This is a genomic window from Intrasporangium sp. Soil_C_50, assembly GCF_057656595.1.
In genome coordinates, this window is sequence record NZ_JBDGKB010000001.1 from 1,224,835 (window position 1) to 1,240,819 (window position 15,985).

Below are 15,985 nucleotides of genomic sequence, written 5' to 3' on the forward strand. Positions count from 1 at the left end.
TGATGTCCTTTCACTTGGTTCCGACGCTGAGTGGCGTCTGTCGAGGGCCTCTGGCCCGGGTACGCCTGGCTGCGACGTCGGAGACCCACGCCAGGACGGTTGTGGAGATCACGGACAGCACGAGCAGCAGTCCGATGATGATGTTGATGACGTTGACCGTGACGCCCTGCAGGCGCAGGGCGCTGGAGATGACGCCGATGAGCAGCACGCCGGCGACGACGCCGGGCAGCTTGCCCCGGCCGCCGAAGATCGAGACGCCGCCGAGCAGGACCGCCGCGATCACCTGCAGCTCCAGGCCGGTGGCGTTGTCGCCACGGGCGCTGCCGAACCGGAGCGTGAAGTAGACGCCGGCGAGCGCCGACACGACTCCGGTGAGGCAGAACAGGATGAACTTGGTGCGCTTGACCTTGACGCCGGCGTACACCGCGGCCTCGCTGCTCAGCCCGATGTCGTAGATGCCACGGCCGAAGGGCGCGAAGTGCAGCACCAGGGAGAAGACGATGAGCAGCACGAGGAAGACGAGCATGACGCTCGGGACGCCGCTGCCGCCGAGGACCTGCGACGCGCGCTTGGTCCAGTCGTTCGCGAAGCCGGTGACGGCGGTGGTGCCGAGCAGGCCCACGGCGACGCCGCGGTAGAGGGCCAGGGTGCCGATGGTGACCGCCAGCGACGGCAGCCCGACGTAGGCGACGAGGAAGCCGTTGAAGGCCCCGCAGACCAGCCCGACGAGCAGGGCGAGGACGAAGGAGGGCACGATGCCGACGCCGTGCTCGTGCAGCAGCCCCAGGGTGGCGCTCGACAGGCCGACGACGCTGGCGACCGACAGGTCGATCTCGCCGGTGATGATGATGAGGGTCATCGGCAGGGCGATGAGCAGGATCGTCGTGACGTCGAGGAGGAGGTAGGTCAGGGTGAGCGTGTCACCGAAGTAGGGGATGTTGCTGTAGCCCCACAGGTAGACGACGACGACCAGACCGATCATCGCGGCCTCACGGCTGAGCAGGAGCCGCCGCCACAGCGGACGGGCGTAGGCCGCGTACGTCTTGGTGCTCATGACTCGTCCCTTGCTTCGATGAGTTTGCGGGCCTGGCGGGCGGACAGGACCCGGTCGAGGATGATCGCCGCGATGATGAGCGCGCCGACGAGGGCCTGCTGCCAGAAGTCGGAGATGCCGACCATCGGCAGGGCTCGGTTGATCGTCACGAGCAGGACCGCGCCGATGGCCGCGCCCCAGACGGTGCCGGAGCCACCGAAGATCGCGACGCCGCCGATGACCGCCGCGGCCACGGCCTGCAGCTCGATGCCGGTGCCGGCGTCGGAGGAGACCGTCCCGTACCGGGCGGCGTAGATGACGCCGGCGAGGCCGGCGAGGGCGCCGCTGAGGACGAACGCGCCGATGACGCGTCCGCGGACCGGCAGCCCGTAGAGCACCGCTGCGTCGGGGTCGGAGCCGACCGCGTACAGCTCGCGCCCGGACCGGGCGGTCTGCAGGTAGTAGCCGACGGCGACGGTGATGACGACCGCGAGCGCGAAGAGCACCGGGATCGTGAGGATCTGCGCCGTGCCGAGATCGAGGAAGCCGGGGGGCATCTCGGAGGCGGAGACCAGGCTCGAGCCGGCCCACGTCAGCAGGACGCCGCGGAAGATGTAGAGCGTTCCGAGCGTGATGACGAGGGCGGGCACGCGTCCGTAGCCGACGAGCACACCGTTGACCAGGCCGAGCACTCCCCCGGCCACGACGGCTGCGACGAAGACGGCGACGACCGGCAGGTCCGGGTGGTCGATGAACAGCCGGCCGGTCATGTACGCCGTGAGGCCGAGCACGCTGCCGACCGACAGGTCGACGTTGCGGGTGATGATGACGACGGTCTGCCCGACGGCCAGCACGACGAGCATCGCCGGTGTCAGCAGCAGGTCGCGCCAGCCGCTGGGGCTGAACAGGAACGTCGGGCTCTTGATCGTGGCAGCGGCGATGACGAGCACGAGGACGATGAAGATCGACAGCTCGCGCGAGCGCAGCAGCGTCTTGAGGATCCGCTCGCGGTCGGACAGCGCACTGGGCTCGACGAGGAGGGCGACCTCCTCGCTGGAGTGCTCGGCCTGGCTTGCGGCGTCGGGGGCGTCGGGGGCCGAGGCGGTCTGGGTCTGGGGCGTCATGAGGCGGCCTCCTGGCTCGACGTGGCGGTGGCGGCGCGCATGACCCGCTCGGGCGTCGCGTCCTCGCGCGAGAGCTCGGCGGTGAGCCGGCCTTCGCAGACGACGAGGACGCGGTCGGCCATGCCCAGGACCTCGGGCAGCTCGGAGGAGATCATGAGGATCGCCATGCCCTGGCCGGCGAGCTCCGACAGCAGGCGGTGGACCTCGGCCTTGGTGCCGACGTCGATGCCGCGGGTGGGCTCGTCGATGATGAGCAGGTCGGGCTCGGAGGCGAGCCACTTGGCGATGACGACCTTCTGCTGGTTGCCGCCACTCATCGTGTTGGCCGCCATGTCCAGGGCGTTCGTCTTGACCTCGAGCCGCGCCGCCCAGGGGCCGCTCGCCCGGTTCTCCCGGGAGCGGGTGATGAGGCCGGCCGTCGTCAGCTTGTGCCGGATGACCGAGGCGATGTTGTCAGCGACCGAGGCGTCGGTGACGAGGCCCTGCTTGCGGCGGTCCTCGGGGATGAACGCCATGCCGGACCGGATCGCGGCCGTCGGGTTCGCGGCCGGCACCGCGGCACCCTTCATCGTGACGGTGCCCGAGTCGTAGCGGTCGACGCCGAAGACGGCGCGGGCGATCTCGCTGCGCCCGGCGCCGACGAGCCCGGCGAGCCCGACGATCTCACCGCGTCGGACCGAGAACGACACGTCGTGGAACGTGCCGGTGGAGCTGAGGGCTTCGACCTCGAGGACGACCTCGCCGACCTCGGCGGCCACCTTGGGGAAGAGGTCCTCGACCTCCCGGCCGACCATGAGGTTGACGATCTCGCCGACGGAGGTCTCGGCGATGGAGCGGGTGTCGATGTAGGCGCCGTCGCGCATGACGGTGACGGTGTCGCAGAGGGAGAAGACCTCGTCGAAGCGGTGGGAGATGAAGACGATGGCGCGGCCCTCGTCGCGCAGCTGGCGGGCGACGGTGAAGAGGCGCTCGACCTCGACGCCGGACAGCGCCGCGGTCGGCTCGTCCATGATGAGGACCTTGGCGTCGAGGGAGATGGCCTTGGCGATCTCGATGATCTGCTGGTCGGCGATCGACAGGCCGAGGGCCGGACGGCGCGGGTCGATGTGCACGCCCAGCCCCGCGAAGAGCCGCGCAGCCTCGGCGTACATCGCCGGCTTGTCGATACGACGCCCTCGACCGAGCATCTGCCGGCCCATGAAGATGTTCTCGGTGACCGACAGGTCCGGGAACAGCGTCGGCTCCTGGTAGATGACGGCGACGCCCGCGGCCTTGGACTCGGCGGTGGAGCCGAAGTCGACCGGTTGGCCGTCGAGGAGGAACTCCCCGCTGTCGCGGCGGTGGACACCGGCCACCATCTTCACCAGCGTCGACTTGCCGGCGCCGTTCTCGCCGACGAGCGCGTGGATCGAGCCGGCGCGGGCCAGGAGGCTCCCTGACCTCAGTGCGACGACGGGGCCGAAGGACTTCGACACCTCGCGCAGTTCCAGAATCGCGGGTGGCCGCGGTTCGTTCATAGTGCACCTTGCCTCATTGAAAGGTTTCAATACGGCGAAGGTACCCGCGCCCGTCAGGAGCGTCAAGGGATTCGCCGCGATCCACAGAAACCGTTGCGCCAACTACACGTTCGTCCGATGCCGGGGATAAGGTGAGGCCACCCGAGCCCGTTGAATAGTTTTAGGAAGCGCCATGTCGGTCAGCGTCAAGGACGTCGCCCTCGCTGCAGGCGTGTCGCTCGGGACCGTCTCCAACGTGCTCAACCGTCCGGAGCGCGTCAGCGCCAAGACGCGCCAACGCGTCGAGCGCGCCATGGCCGAGCTCAACTTCGTCCGCAACGAGAGCGCCCGCCTGCTCCGGGCCGGACGCAGCAGCACGCTCGCCTACGTGGTCCTCGACGTGGCCAACCCGTTCTTCACCGACGTCGCGCGGGGCATCGAGGACGCCGCGTCCGGCGCGGACCTCGTGCTCTACACGTGCAACAGCGACAACAGCCTCGAGCGGGAGCGCGTGTACCTGAGCCGGCTGGAAGAGCAGCGCGTCGCCGGGGTGCTGGTCACGCCGGTGCAGCCCGACGACCCGACCCTGGTCCAGGTCTCCGAACGTGGCACTCCCGTGGTCATCGTGGACCGCCGACGGGAGGACCAGCTGCTCTGCAGCGTGGCGGTCGACGACGTGTACGGCGGCCGCCTCGCCGTCGAGCACCTCATCGACCGCGGCCATGAGCGCATCGCATTCGTCGGCGGCCCCGACTCCATCGGTCAGGTCCGCGACCGTCGCGCCGGGGCGACTGCTGCCATCCGCGAGGCGGGGCTCCCGGCCGACCGACTCGTGCCAGTTGGCACCGATGCCCTCACGGTCGCCGCTGGACGACTCGCGGGCGCGCGGATCGCCGGTCTCCCCCGATCGCGACGCCCGTCCGCCGCCTTCTGCGCCAACGACCTGGTCGCGCTGGGGCTGCTCCAGCAGTGCGTCGCGCTCGGCGTCCGGGTGCCCGGTGAGCTCGCCATCGTCGGTTACGACGACATCGAGTTCGCCGGTGCCGCAGCCGTGCCGCTCACCTCGGTGCGCCAGCCGCGCCATCTGCTCGGCCAACGAGCGGCTGAGCTCCTGCTGGAGGAGACGACCGACCCGGGACACCGTCACCGGCACGTCGAGTTCACCCCGGAGATCGTCGCCCGCGCGTCGACCTTGGGCTGAGTCCACCACCGCCCTCCGGGTGTGACGTCCGGATGTGACGTCCGGATGTGGCGAATCGAGGACGCCGGAGCGGTCCGCGCATAGCCTGTTCTCGTCAGCGCCTAAAGCCATCGGGTGAGCTGGCGTGTGAACGGTGCAGTGGGGTCCGGTGACATGTGCACCCTCGATGACAGCGACCTGGAGCGGGCACCGTCGGCATGCTCGCGGCCGGTCGAGCCCCACGGACACGGCGAGGCTGCGCTTCTCGGCCGGCCCGGGGCCGAGCTGGTCGACACGGCCCTGCTGCTGGAGATCGCGCTGCTGGCCGACGTGATCGTCTCGATGTCCGGGATCGGGAGGCACCTCACCCTCGAGCAGGTCGACGCCGTCCTGGGAGTTGCTCCGACCGCGCTCCCAGCGGCCTCGCGCTCGGAGCTGCCGAACCCGGCCGCAGTGGCTCCTCCGGAGAGGGCCACCGCCTGACCGGGCCTCCACACCCCTGCCGTGCCGACTCACGTTCCCGCTGACAGTCCAGTTCCGCGCGCGGCCCGGTGGAGCTCGAGCCCGGCGGCCCTGCGAACCGCCGTCCTGCGTTGGCCCGCTCCCGGAATGGCCTCAGCTTCTGCACGTATTCGCGCCAGCCACTGATGAGCTTCGCGTACGCGCACACTGTTGGCTGTCAGCCGTCGTGGGGATCATCCAGACGCTGCATCCGCAACGGCCCGCGCCACGATGACAGCACCAGGGCGAGCACCAGCAGCACAAGCCCGGCGCCGAGCACCGTGGCTCGTGGGCCGAAGACGTCCGCAAGGGCACCTTGAGCAAGGCCCCCCACCGGGAAGCATCCCGTGTAAGCCATGATCCGCACCGCGAGCACCCGGCCGCGCAGCCGGTCGGCCACGATGATCTGCACCGCCGTGTTGGTTGCCGAGATGGTGAGCAGCAGAGCCCAGCCGACGACGAGCAGAGCTGTCGCCGCCCAGCCGGGCGACGGGGAGAGTGCGAATCCAGCGAGACCCAGGGCCTGCCCGATCAGGCCGACCTGCGTGAGCAGCGACCGGGGAAGGATGTGGCTCCAACCTGCGAGCACCGGTGCGGCGACCAGCGCCCCGACACCGAGGGCGGCATTGAGCAGCCCCAGGGTCCAGGGACCGACGTGAAACACGCTGCCGGCGAAGACGACGGTGAACTGGAAGATCGGGTTGACGAGCAGACCTACCGCGACCGCGACGAGCAGGCCCATCTGGATTCCGGGCTGCCCCCGGATGTAGCCGACCGCCGTCGCGAACTGACGCCAGACGGGCGCGGGGTCCGCTGTCCGCGGACGGTTGCGCACCCTGAGTGCCGCCAGAGCGACGAGCACGGCGACGAAGGACAGCGCGTTGAGCAGGAGAGCCGGTCCCGGCCCGATGGTCGCCAGGATCAGTCCGGCGACCGCGGGTCCCAGCGACCGGGCGGCGTTGAACTGGAGGGAGTTCAACGCGACGGCAGAGTCGAGGTCGGAACGCGGAACGAGGTCGTTGACGAATGACTGCCAGCTCGGCATGTTGATGCCCTGGAAGATGCCGGCGACCCCGACAAGTGCCATCACGATGAGCGGCTCGCGCACACCCCCCGTCCACACGAGCCACAGAAGCAGGGCGCTGAGGGCCATCCCGGACTGGGTGACGAGCAGGACGCGGCGCCGATCGTGCCGATCTGCGAGCACACCACCCCACGGCCCGAAGGCGATGTTCGGCACGAACTGGAAGACACTCACGAGCCCGACCCACAACGCGCTGTGGGTCACGGCGTAGACGACGAAGGGGACGGTCAGGTTGGAGAGCCACCCGCCCGTGTTGGAGGTGATGGCCCCCACCCAGAAGACGGCGTAGTCGCGGTGGCGGAAGGCGCGCAGCGAGTGGCGCAGGCCTCGCGGCGGCAGCTCCTCCCGCTGCTCCAGCGCGGTCACGGCAGCACCTGCGGGCGTGGTCCGTCGTTCCGCCGCGCGAACCACCCGGTCCTGCGACCCGACGCGGCGTGGGCCGAGCCCGTCAACGGCCCTGCCACTGTGGCTCTCGCCTCTCGAGGAACGCCCGCGCGCCCTCCTTCTGGTCCTCGGAGAGGTAGACGTCCGGGCCGGTGTCCAGCCGGATGGCGGCGTGCGGCGACATGCCCGCGGTCTTGCGATAGGTCAGCTTGAGCCGTTGCAGCGACAGCGGCGCCGAGGCGACGACGTCGTCCAGCAGGGCCGTGGCCGCGGCCTCCAGCTGGTCGCCGGGGACCAGGCGGTTCAGCAGTCCCCACCGTTCCAGCTCTGTGGCGGCGATGCGCCGACCGGTGTAGAGCCACTCCATCGCGATGCCCGGGGGGACCGTGGTCGGCAGCAGCACCGAGGCGAAGTGCGCTCCGCGGCCCCGCTTTGCCTCGGGCACCCGGAAGACGCTGTCCTCGGCGGCGATCCGCATGTCGCACGAGAGCGCCAGCTCGAAGCCGCCCGCCATCGCGGGCCCGTTGATGATCGCGAGCGTCGGTTTGCGCGAGTCGATCATCACCTCCATGAGGCTGCGGCGGTTGTTGTGGAGCGGCCCGTAGAACGGCTTGCCCGCCGCCGCGAGGTCCCGCGCGTCCTTGAGGTCCGCGCCGGAGCAGAACGCCGAACCGGCACCGGTGATGGCGATGGCATACACCTCGGGGGTGTGGTCGGCCTCGATGACGGCGTCGACGAGGCGGTCGTTGAGATCGCGGTTCAGCGCGTTGCGCACCTCGGGCCGGTTGAGGGTGAGGTAGCGCACGTGGCCCCGGTCCTCGACGAGGAGGATGTCGTCGGTCATGGGTCGTCCTTTCGGTCGGGCAGCTTCAGACGGGGTAGACGGGCGCCTCGCGCCGCACGGTGACCCACTGCAGCTCGGTGAACGCCTCGAGGTATGACTGGTGGCCGCCGTGGCGCGCCCCCAGGCCCGACTCGCCGACACCACCGAACGGAGCCGTGGGCTCGTCGTTGATCGTCTGGTCGTTGACGTGCACCGACCCGGTCGGCACCCGGTCGGCCAGCTCGAGCGCCCCCATGACGTCGCGCGTGATGATGCCGAGCGAGAGCCCGTAGGAGGAGTCGGCGGCGAGAGCGGCGGCCTCGTCCGCGTCGGCGAAGGAGGCCACCGGCGCCACCGGGCCGAACACCTCCTGCGCGTAGGCGGGTGCCTCGACGGGCACCTGGGAGAGCACCGTGGGCCGGTAGAAGAGGCCCTCGAACGTGCCGCCGGCGAGCAGCGTCGCACCGGCCTCCACCGACTGGGTCACGAGGCGGTGGACGCGGTCGCGCTGACCCGCGTCGATGAGCGGGCCGTAGCCGACGCCCGCGCCGAGCGGGTCGCCGACCCTCGTCGACGTGGCGATGCGCGTCAGCTCGGTGAGGTAGTCGTCCACGACGGACTCGTGCACGAGGTGCCGCCCGCTCGCCATGCAGATCTGGCCGGCGTGGCGGAACGACCCGAACGCACCGGCCGCGGCCGCCCTCCGCACGTCCGCGTCGGCCATGACGACGAGGGCGGAGTTGCCACCGAGCTCGAGGTGGACGCGCTTGAGCTGGTCGGCGCAGGCGCGCGCGATGGCCCGGCCGGCCGGCGTCGACCCCGTGAAGGAGATGACCGGCACTCGAGGGTGGGCCACCACAGCCTGGCCGACGTCTGCCCCACCGGGGAGCACGTGCAGCAGACCTGCCGGCAGCCCGGCCTCCTCGAACACCCGCGCGATGAGCACGCCACCGCTGACGGCGGTCCGCGGGTCTGGCTTCAGCACGACTGCGTTGCCCAGGGCGAGTGCCGGAGCGACCGCCCGGATCGCGAGCAGCAGCGGCGCGTTGAAGGGTGCGATGACGCCCACGATGCCCACCGGCCTCCGGCGCGCCAACGAGAGGCGGGGGGCGGTCGATCGCAGGAGCTCGCCGTACGGTGCGCTCGCCAGGCCGGCCGCCTCGAAGCACTCCTGCGCCGCCACGCCCTGGGCACGGTGGGCCATGGACAACGGCGCCCCCGACTCCCGCGCCGTCCACTCAGCCGCCTCGTCCGCGTGCTGCTCGAAGAGCAGTCCGGCACGGCGCAGCACCGCGGCGCGCGTGTCGTAGCCGAGCGCCGCCCATCCCGGCTGCGCGGCCGCCGCCACGTCGACGGCGCGCTCCACGGCGGACGCGTCGGCGAGTCCGACCGTCTCCAGCCGGTTCCCGGTCGCCTTCTCGGTGACGGGCCCCTGGGATGCGCCGGGCTGCCAGCCGTCGCTGAAGTAGCGCCCCGACCAGTGGCTCGCGCACAGCAGCGGCGGGCTCATGCGGGCGACCCCACAGCTGCCTCCGCACACCCGACCACGCCGTCCGCCAGCATCCCGTCGATCTCGTCGTCGCTGAAGCCCAGGTCCTGGAGCACTTCGGCGCTGTGCTGCCCGAGCTCCGGAGGAGGGCACTGGTGCGGCAGGTACGCCCCGTCGAAGGTCACCGGCAGGTGCACGACCTCGAGCTCGGGCACGTTGGGGTGCGGCAACGGCGTCACGAGACCCACGGCGCGCACCTGCGGGTCGTCGGCCACCTCGTGCACCGGTCGCACCGGCGCGCTCGGGACGCCCGCAGCCGCAAGGCGTTCCAGCAGGTCCTCGGCCGTGAAGGCACGCGTCGCTGCGGAGACTGCCTCGTTGACCTCGGCACGGTGTTCCGCGCGCTCCGGGTTGGACCGGAAGCCCGGCCGCCCCAGCAGCTCGGGAGCCCCGAGGGCCCCGACGAGGCGCGTCCACAGGGTCTGGTTGCCCGCCGAGATGAAGACATGACCGTCCGCGACGGGGAACGCGCCGTAGGGGACGACACCTGCATGGCCCGACCCGAGGTTGCGCGGTGCCGGGTTGCCCGCCCTGGAGCCCATGACCTTCTGGTCGACCCAGGAGACCGCCGTCTGCAGCAGCGACACCTGCACGTGGCTCCCCTCCCCCGACTGGTCCCGACGGCGCAGGGCGTCGAGGATGCCGATGACGGCCCACATGCCCGTGCCCTTGTCGAGGATGGACAGCGGCACCCGCATGGGCGGCCCCTCGCCCGTGTCCAGCATGCTGACGATGCCTGAATACGCCTGCAGCAGTGGGTCGTACGCCGGCTCGCTGGCTCGCGGGCCGACGGAGCCGAAGCCACTCATCTCGCAGTAGACCAAGCGTGGGTTGAGCTCGCGCAGACGCTCGGCGTCGAAGCCGGCCTTCGCGAGAGCGCCGGGCCGCAGGTTCTGGACCAGGACGTCGGCGTCGGCGAGGAGCCGTTCGAGCACCTGCGAGCCGCGGCCGTCCTTGAAGTCCAGTGCCAGGCTCTTCTTGTTGCGGTTCAGGCCGAGGAACGCCATCGGCTCGCTCCCCCAGTACGGGGGCGCCCAGCCGCGCGTGTCGTCACCGGCACCCACCCGCTCGACCTTGATGACCTCGGCGCCGAGGTCACCGAGGATCTGGCCGGTCGTGGGCCCGGCAACGCTGGTTCCCAGCTCGACCACGCGCAGGCCGACGAGCGACCCCGGTGCGGTCCCGGTGGGGATCTGGCTCTCCATCATCGACTCCGTCGTTGTCATGGCACGTCCTCCCGTGCGCCTTCCTCGGGACCGCCGGCGCGGCGGGTCCCGTCGATCTCGTCCCGCGCGGGCGAGGTGATCGGCTGCCTCCACGGACGGGGGCACCCGGCATACGTCGAAGGCCCCAGACGGAAGTGCTGCGCCTGCTCCTCGGTCTCGACGAGCGGCATGTCCATCGGGTAGAGCGCCTCGGCCCCCGGCCGCGGTCCGGCTTTGCTGACCTTGCCGTACAGCGGGTGGCCGACGACCTCCTCGGCCAGGTGCGCGGCCTCGACAAGGCTCGCGAGGTCGATGCCGGTGTCGATGCCCTCGGTCTCGAGCAGGTCCACCAGGTCCTCGGTGGGGATCATCTTCGTGGCACGGCCGTTGCCGCAGTAAGGGCACCCGCCCATCCCACCGATCGACGCGTCCAGCACCAGCGTGTGCTCCGAGGAGAGCGCCCTCAGCGCGACGTAGGCCGACGTCAGGGCACTCCCCCGGCCGTCGTGCAGGTGCAGGTGGAAGGTGTGCACCTGCGGCCATTCGCGGCGGATGACCTGGAGCTGCTCCTCCACGGCGCGCGGGGAGTTCCAGCTCATCGGGTCGCCGATCCAGACGGTGCGCGGGGTGATCCCGGCCGCCTCCCAGGCCTGCATCTGCAGCCCGATGAGCTCCGTGCGCCGCTCCTGCGAGAACGCCCCGAGCCAGTTCGAGCCCCAGGCGGCGTTGATGGCCACGACGGCCTCGGTCACGCCCCGCTCGACGGCGGAGGCCACGGTCGCGGGCACGGCGGCGATCTCCTGGGCCTGGGTGCGCGCCGTGTTGCGCTGGACGAAGACGTCGCAGAGGTGGACCGTCGTGCGGGCGGCCGCCTCCTGCGGGGCCAGCGGCGGCACGTGCTGGGCGCGACGCTCGGCGCCCTTCTGGTTCAGGGCCAGGGCGGTGTACCGGACGCCCGGGACCGGCGTGAAGCCCGCGATGACCTGCTCGATGTGCTCCATCTGCGGCACCCACCTGGGGCTCACGAACGAGCCGACCTGGATGGTGCGGAGCCCGGTCCGGGAGAGGGCGTCGAGCAGTCGGATCTTGGCCTCGACCGGGATCTCGGCGCTCTCGATCTGCATGCCCTCGCGCATGCCCTCCTCGACGATCTCGACACGGGGAAGACCGCTCATGCCTCCGTCCTCCCCACGAGAACCGGCGCGCCCACGGGCGGACCGGCGAGCACGTCCTGGAAACCGGCCAGGTCGCCTCCTCGCCACTGTGCGGTCAGGTCGGACAGGAGCGCGCGCGTCCGACCGGACGCCCAGCCGACGGAGGCGAAGGCGTCGATCGCCTTGTCCTCCAGCTCTTCCGGGGTCAGCGGGTTGCGCGAGTCCCCCCGGCTGACGTTGACGCGTCGCGTGTGCGTCGCACCGTCGGCGGTCCGCACCGTGAGCACCGTGAACGGCTCGGTCGATGCCGGATCGTCCGGGTCCGCGCCTTCGCGCACGACGACCGCGTCCATCAGCGAGCGCACCGCGGCGTCGCGGACGGCCTCGTCGGTGAAGTCGGCGAGCCGGACCAGCCCCGTCCGCAGAGCCCGCGCCACGGTGTACGGCAGGCTGAACTTGCCCTCCAGCCCACTGCCGGGCAGGTGCGGCAGGAGTGGTTTCAGCCCGCCGCGGTGCACCGTGACCTCCACCGACGAGATCGCCGTGAGGTCGAGCCCGGGGCGCAGGTCGAGCACGGCGTCGATGGCCCGGTGCGTCGCGTAGCAGGACGGGTAGCGCTTGATCGCCCAGTCGTCGCTCCAGCCGTCCTCCCAGCGGCGGAGCCGCTCGGGAAGCTCGGCGAGCGTCGCCGCGTCGGTCTCGCCGAAGAGCGCGAAGAAGCCTCCGGGCGCCTCGAGCTGGGTGACCCGGGACGTGAACCCGCGGGAGGCCAGCGCCACGGCGGTGACCGCGTCGCGGGCGGCCAGCCCGGCGTGGAGCGGCTTGGTCATGGTGCCGAAGTTGGCCCGACTCCCCGACGCCGTGGAGGCCGCCAGGCCGAGGGCATGACGCGTCGTCTCCACGTCGAGCCCGGCCAGGCTGGCCAGCGCGGCCGTGGCCGCGAGGCGGCCGGTCGTCGAGGTGTTGTGCCATCCGCGGCCGTAGTGCACCTCGAGGGGCAGCACCTCGGAGACGGCACGGAACACCGCCGAGCCGACCGCGTACGCCGAGACGAACCGGTCGGTGGTCACCGGCGTCACCCCGACCCGCGCGAGCAGCGCGGGGAAGAGCACCGCCCCCGGGTGCATCGGCATCGTGGGCGAGGCGTCGTCCCAGTCCAGCGCGTGGGCGGCGGTGCCGTTGACCAGTGCCGCGGCCGACGGACCGACGCGCAGGTCCGAGCCCCAGATGCTGCAGCCACCGGGCGCCGGCTCCTCCTCGAGCAGGCCGAGGAGAGCCTCGACGGCAGCGGTGCGGCCACCCGCGACGCCCACGGCCAGCGTGTCGACGAGTGAGGAGAGTACGGCGTCGGACCGCGCGCTGCCCGCACGCCGAGCGGCCGCCTGGACGGCGAAGGAGGCGACGGCGTACGTGGCCCCGTCGTCGGCGCCACGCAGCGCGTCCGAGCGGTCCTGCGGGTGGGGCGGCGGGGGAGGTGCTGAGCCGGAAGTGGTCATGGCTCAGAAGCTCTTCGGCATGCCCAGGTCCCGGTGGGCGATACCCGCGAGGACCAGGTTGGTGGAGATCGGAGCGATCAGCGGCCCGCGAGCCGCGCGGAACTTCTGCTCGATCCCGTACTCCGAGGCCAGTCCCGCTCCACCGAACGTGTCCATCGCCGCGTTCGCGGCGTTCCACAACGCCTTGGACGAGAGCAGCTTGGCGGTGTTGGCGTAGAAGCCGTCCCGGCTCCCCTCCTGGAAGACCTTGGCCGCGTGCCAGCGCATGAGGCTCGCGGCCCGCAGCTCGGTGAAGGCGGTGGCCAGCGGGAACTGGATGCCCTGGTTCATCCCGATCGGGCGGCCGAAGACCTCGCGCTCCTTGGAGTACTGCACGGCACGGTCGATGAAGTAGAGCCCGGAGCCGATGTACTCGCTGGAGACCAGGAGGCGCTCGGAGTTCATCCCGGACAGGATGACGCGGAAACCCTTGCCCTCCTCGCCGATCCGGTTCTCCACCGGAACCCGCAGGTTGGTGATGGTCAGCTGGTTCGTGTGGTGGCCGGACATCACCTTGATCGGCCGGTACTCGATCTGGCCGTTCTCCTTGGCCTCGCGCACGTCGACGAGCAGGACGGTGATGCCGTCGGTCTTCTTCTCGACGTCCTCGTACTTGTCGGTGCGCACGAGCAGGAGCATGAGGTCGGTCTGGTGGAAGCGGGACGTGAAGATCTTGCCCCCGTTGACGACGTACTCGTCGCCCTCCCGCCGCGCGAAGGTGCGGATGCGGGTGGTGTCCGTGCCGGCGTCGGGCTCGGTGATGCCGAACGACTGCAGGCGCAGGCCGTCGTTGGCGATCTGCGGCAGCCACTGCTTCTTCTGCTCGTCGGTGCCGTGCCGCAGGATGGCGCCCATCTGGTACATCTGCGCGTGGATGGCCCCGGCGTTGCCGCCCCACCGGTTCAGCGTCTCGAGGAACAGGGCGGCGTCGGGGATGGTGCCACCGCCACCGCCGTACTCCTCGGGGATGAGCAGGGAGAGCCACCCGCCGTCGCTCAGGTCCTTGACCCACTCGGCGGGGTAGCGACCCGACTCCTCCACCTCGATCCAGTACTGCATGTCGTACGCGCGGGCGATGTCCGACACCGTGTCGCGCAACGCCTCCTGGTCCTCGGTGAGGACGTCCTCGGCGAGCCAGTCCTGGGCCATGGCGGCCTCCTTCTCGTTCTGGGAGTGCGCGGGGGGCTTCCCCGCGCGGGTGGTCAGGCAGTCGCCTCCACGGCGACCTCGAGCAGGAGGGGTTCGGCCCTCTCCCGCAAGGTGGGGACGATGCGGTCCAGCTCTTCGGCCAGCTCTTGATGCGTGGTGACCCGTTTTGTGGCACAACCGAATCCGCTGGCGATGGTGGACACGCTCACGTCCTCGAAGTGCGGCCACGGTGGCTTGCCGCCGTGGGCTGCGGCCAGCCGGTCCATCACCGCGTACCCGCCGTTGGACAGGACGACGAAGAGGGCGCCGACCCGGTAGTGCTGCGCGCTCCAGAGTCCCTGCACGTTGTAGAGCGACGCGCCGTCACCGAGCAGGGCCACCACGGGCCGGTCCGGCCGCGCCATCCGCACGCCGATGCTCGCCGGAAGGGCGAAGCCCAGGCCGCCCTGCGCCACGGTGACGAAGCCGAACGGGCGACGTGTCGGGATGAGGTCGAGCAGGAGGCGCCGGGTCGAGGGGCTCTCCTCGAAGACCGTCGCGTCCTCGGGAAGGCGCTCGGCGAGCGCGGCATACACGTGCTCGGCCCGAAGGGTGTCGCCCTCCGGGACGGGTACCGCTCGGCGGACTGGGGAGGGCGCGTTCGCCGCTCTCGGGTCCACGCGGCCCGCCAGCTCGGCGACGATGCCGGCCACGTCGCCGACCACGGCCAGGTCTGCTGCGCTGTACGCCGCCTCCTCCGGGTCCGACGTGACGACGACGACGCTCGTGCCGGGGTTGACGAACGGCCCGGGCTCCCAGGTGCCCTGGCGGAAGGCCGGGCCGCCGACGACGAGCACGAGGTCGTGGCCCGCCAGGGTCTCGCGCAGGGCCGCGCGCGTCGGGGGCAGATGGCCACGGAATCGCGGCGAGTCCTGCGGGAAGCCGGACTGCGAGCCGTGCGCCTCCTGCCAGACCGGGCAGGCCAGGCGGTCGGCGAGCGCCGTGAGGGCGCTCCACGCGTCCGTCGAGTCGGCGCCGGGACCCACCACGACGGCAGGCGTGCCGGACGCGTCGACGAGCGCGGTCAGCTCGGCGGCCAGCTCCTCGCTCACGCCGCTGGCGACGCGCAGTCGAGCCGGCGCGGGCAGGTCGATCGTCTCGTCGGCCGGTTCGGACCAGTCGCTCATCGGCACGACGACGACGGCGGGACCTCGTTGCAGGGTCGCCTCGTGCACGGCCCTGGCGATGGCAGCCGGCACGTCGGCCGGGCGGGCGGGCTGACGGAGGGAGACCGGGTAGCGGCCGGCCAGGCCCTCGAGGTGCCCGGCCAGGAAGGGGTCCGAGGCCAGATGGCGACGATCCTGCTGGCCGACGAGGACGACGAGCGGAGCCTTGTTGGTGCGTGCGGTCGCGATGGCCCCGACCGCGTTGCCGAAGCCGGCCGTGGTGTGCAGCAGGACGAGGGCCGGTGTCCCGGTGGCGAGGGCATGGCCCGAGGCCATCCCGACGACCGACCCCTCGTGCAGCCCGAGCACGAACTCGAAGTCGTCCGGCAGGTCGGTGAGCAGGGCCACCTCGGTGGAGCCGGGGTTGGCGAACAGCCGGGTCATGCCGAACTGCCGCAGCACCTCGAACGCTGCATCGCGCACCGTCGTCACGGCCTGCTCCTCTCTGCTGGGAACCGGGGCAGGAGGTCCCCGGACTCCGCCATCGTCAAGGGGCCCGGCCACCGCCGGCAGGCGTTGTCGCACCCAGCGGAAGAGCCTCCCGGCGGCTCGTCCTTCCTCTC

General features: G+C 71.4%; 13 protein-coding genes. 2 read left to right on the plus strand and 11 right to left on the minus strand.

The genetic code is table 11. The features are described from left to right. Window positions 1-10: 10 nt before the first annotated feature. From AC3A5R_RS05725 to AC3A5R_RS05735, 3 genes are read right to left on the minus strand one after another with little or no spacing between them, the layout of a single operon-like run. Complete coding sequence (locus AC3A5R_RS05725) at window positions 11-1,054, minus strand: ABC transporter permease (protein WP_487619763.1); 1,044 nt, start codon at window positions 1,052-1,054, stop codon at window positions 11-13. Next, window positions 1,051-2,157 carry an ABC transporter permease gene (locus AC3A5R_RS05730; RefSeq protein WP_487619764.1) on the minus strand — a complete coding sequence of 369 codons (1,107 nt, stop codon included), beginning with the start codon at window positions 2,155-2,157 and terminating at the stop codon, window positions 1,051-1,053. Before AC3A5R_RS05730 ends, AC3A5R_RS05725 begins: the two co-directional genes overlap by 4 nt. Further along, the gene (locus AC3A5R_RS05735) at window positions 2,154-3,674 is read right to left on the minus strand and encodes a sugar ABC transporter ATP-binding protein (protein WP_487619765.1); all 1,521 of its coding nucleotides are present in this window, start codon (window positions 3,672-3,674) and stop codon (window positions 2,154-2,156) included. Before AC3A5R_RS05735 ends, AC3A5R_RS05730 begins: the two co-directional genes overlap by 4 nt. 172 nt (window positions 3,675-3,846) lie before the next feature. Between AC3A5R_RS05735 and AC3A5R_RS05740 the strand changes: the two genes are divergently transcribed. Both AC3A5R_RS05740 and AC3A5R_RS05745 read left to right on the plus strand, forming a co-directional pair. Next, entirely contained in the window at window positions 3,847-4,854 is a 1,008-nt protein-coding gene (locus tag AC3A5R_RS05740; protein WP_487619766.1) for a LacI family DNA-binding transcriptional regulator, read from the plus strand. Window positions 4,855-5,007: 153 nt separating this feature from the next. Then, on the plus strand, window positions 5,008-5,316 hold the full coding sequence (locus AC3A5R_RS05745) for a hypothetical protein (RefSeq protein WP_487619767.1): 309 nt from the start codon (window positions 5,008-5,010) through the stop codon (window positions 5,314-5,316). A gap of 196 nt (window positions 5,317-5,512) precedes the next feature. On the opposite strand, the gene AC3A5R_RS05750 is transcribed toward AC3A5R_RS05745, so the two are convergent. The 8 genes from AC3A5R_RS05750 to AC3A5R_RS05785 all read right to left on the minus strand — a co-directional run bounded on the left by AC3A5R_RS05750 (window position 5,513) and on the right by AC3A5R_RS05785 (window position 15,854). Continuing rightward, complete coding sequence (locus AC3A5R_RS05750; protein ID WP_487619768.1) at window positions 5,513-6,784, minus strand: MFS transporter; 1,272 nt, start codon at window positions 6,782-6,784, stop codon at window positions 5,513-5,515. An 82-nt stretch (window positions 6,785-6,866) separates the two neighbouring features. Further along, entirely contained in the window at window positions 6,867-7,646 is a 780-nt protein-coding gene (locus AC3A5R_RS05755) for an enoyl-CoA hydratase/isomerase family protein (RefSeq protein WP_487619769.1), read from the minus strand. A 25-nt stretch (window positions 7,647-7,671) separates the two neighbouring features. After that, window positions 7,672-9,135 (minus strand): aldehyde dehydrogenase family protein, encoded by a 1,464-nt coding sequence (locus AC3A5R_RS05760; RefSeq protein WP_487619770.1) that lies wholly within the window; start codon window positions 9,133-9,135, stop codon window positions 7,672-7,674. Then, window positions 9,132-10,400 carry a CaiB/BaiF CoA transferase family protein gene (locus tag AC3A5R_RS05765; protein ID WP_487619771.1) on the minus strand — a complete coding sequence of 423 codons (1,269 nt, stop codon included), beginning with the start codon at window positions 10,398-10,400 and terminating at the stop codon, window positions 9,132-9,134. Before AC3A5R_RS05765 ends, AC3A5R_RS05760 begins: the two co-directional genes overlap by 4 nt. Beyond that, window positions 10,397-11,554 (minus strand): beta/alpha barrel domain-containing protein, encoded by a 1,158-nt coding sequence (locus AC3A5R_RS05770; RefSeq protein ID WP_487619772.1) that lies wholly within the window; start codon window positions 11,552-11,554, stop codon window positions 10,397-10,399. Before AC3A5R_RS05770 ends, AC3A5R_RS05765 begins: the two co-directional genes overlap by 4 nt. Beyond that, on the minus strand, window positions 11,551-13,029 hold the full coding sequence (locus AC3A5R_RS05775) for an MmgE/PrpD family protein (protein ID WP_487619773.1): 1,479 nt from the start codon (window positions 13,027-13,029) through the stop codon (window positions 11,551-11,553). Before AC3A5R_RS05775 ends, AC3A5R_RS05770 begins: the two co-directional genes overlap by 4 nt. A gap of 3 nt (window positions 13,030-13,032) precedes the next feature. Next, entirely contained in the window at window positions 13,033-14,217 is a 1,185-nt protein-coding gene (locus AC3A5R_RS05780) for an acyl-CoA dehydrogenase family protein (RefSeq protein WP_487619774.1), read from the minus strand. Between the two features lie 53 nt (window positions 14,218-14,270). Beyond that, window positions 14,271-15,854, minus strand: a complete 1,584-nt coding sequence (locus tag AC3A5R_RS05785) for a thiamine pyrophosphate-dependent enzyme (protein WP_487619775.1) — start codon at window positions 15,852-15,854, stop codon at window positions 14,271-14,273. Between the last annotated feature and the right edge of the window lie 131 nt (window positions 15,855-15,985).

Bases quoted from the DNA above. Each gene is read 5' to 3' on its own strand.
- AC3A5R_RS05745 (WP_487619767.1), top strand. From the start codon at position 5,008: ATGTGCACCCTCGATGACAGCGACCTGGAGCGGGCACCGTCGGCATGC.
- AC3A5R_RS05735 (WP_487619765.1), bottom strand. From the start codon at position 3,674: ATGAACGAACCGCGGCCACCCGCGATTCTGGAACTGCGCGAGGTGTCG.
- AC3A5R_RS05770 (WP_487619772.1), bottom strand. From the start codon at position 11,554: ATGAGCGGTCTTCCCCGTGTCGAGATCGTCGAGGAGGGCATGCGCGAG.
- AC3A5R_RS05775 (WP_487619773.1), bottom strand. From the start codon at position 13,029: ATGACCACTTCCGGCTCAGCACCTCCCCCGCCGCCCCACCCGCAGGAC.
- AC3A5R_RS05755 (WP_487619769.1), bottom strand. From the start codon at position 7,646: ATGACCGACGACATCCTCCTCGTCGAGGACCGGGGCCACGTGCGCTAC.
- AC3A5R_RS05730 (WP_487619764.1), bottom strand. From the start codon at position 2,157: ATGACGCCCCAGACCCAGACCGCCTCGGCCCCCGACGCCCCCGACGCC.
- AC3A5R_RS05780 (WP_487619774.1), bottom strand. From the start codon at position 14,217: ATGGCCCAGGACTGGCTCGCCGAGGACGTCCTCACCGAGGACCAGGAG.
- AC3A5R_RS05740 (WP_487619766.1), top strand. From the start codon at position 3,847: ATGTCGGTCAGCGTCAAGGACGTCGCCCTCGCTGCAGGCGTGTCGCTC.
- AC3A5R_RS05760 (WP_487619770.1), bottom strand. From the start codon at position 9,135: ATGAGCCCGCCGCTGCTGTGCGCGAGCCACTGGTCGGGGCGCTACTTC.
- AC3A5R_RS05765 (WP_487619771.1), bottom strand. From the start codon at position 10,400: ATGACAACGACGGAGTCGATGATGGAGAGCCAGATCCCCACCGGGACC.
- AC3A5R_RS05725 (WP_487619763.1), bottom strand. From the start codon at position 1,054: ATGAGCACCAAGACGTACGCGGCCTACGCCCGTCCGCTGTGGCGGCGG.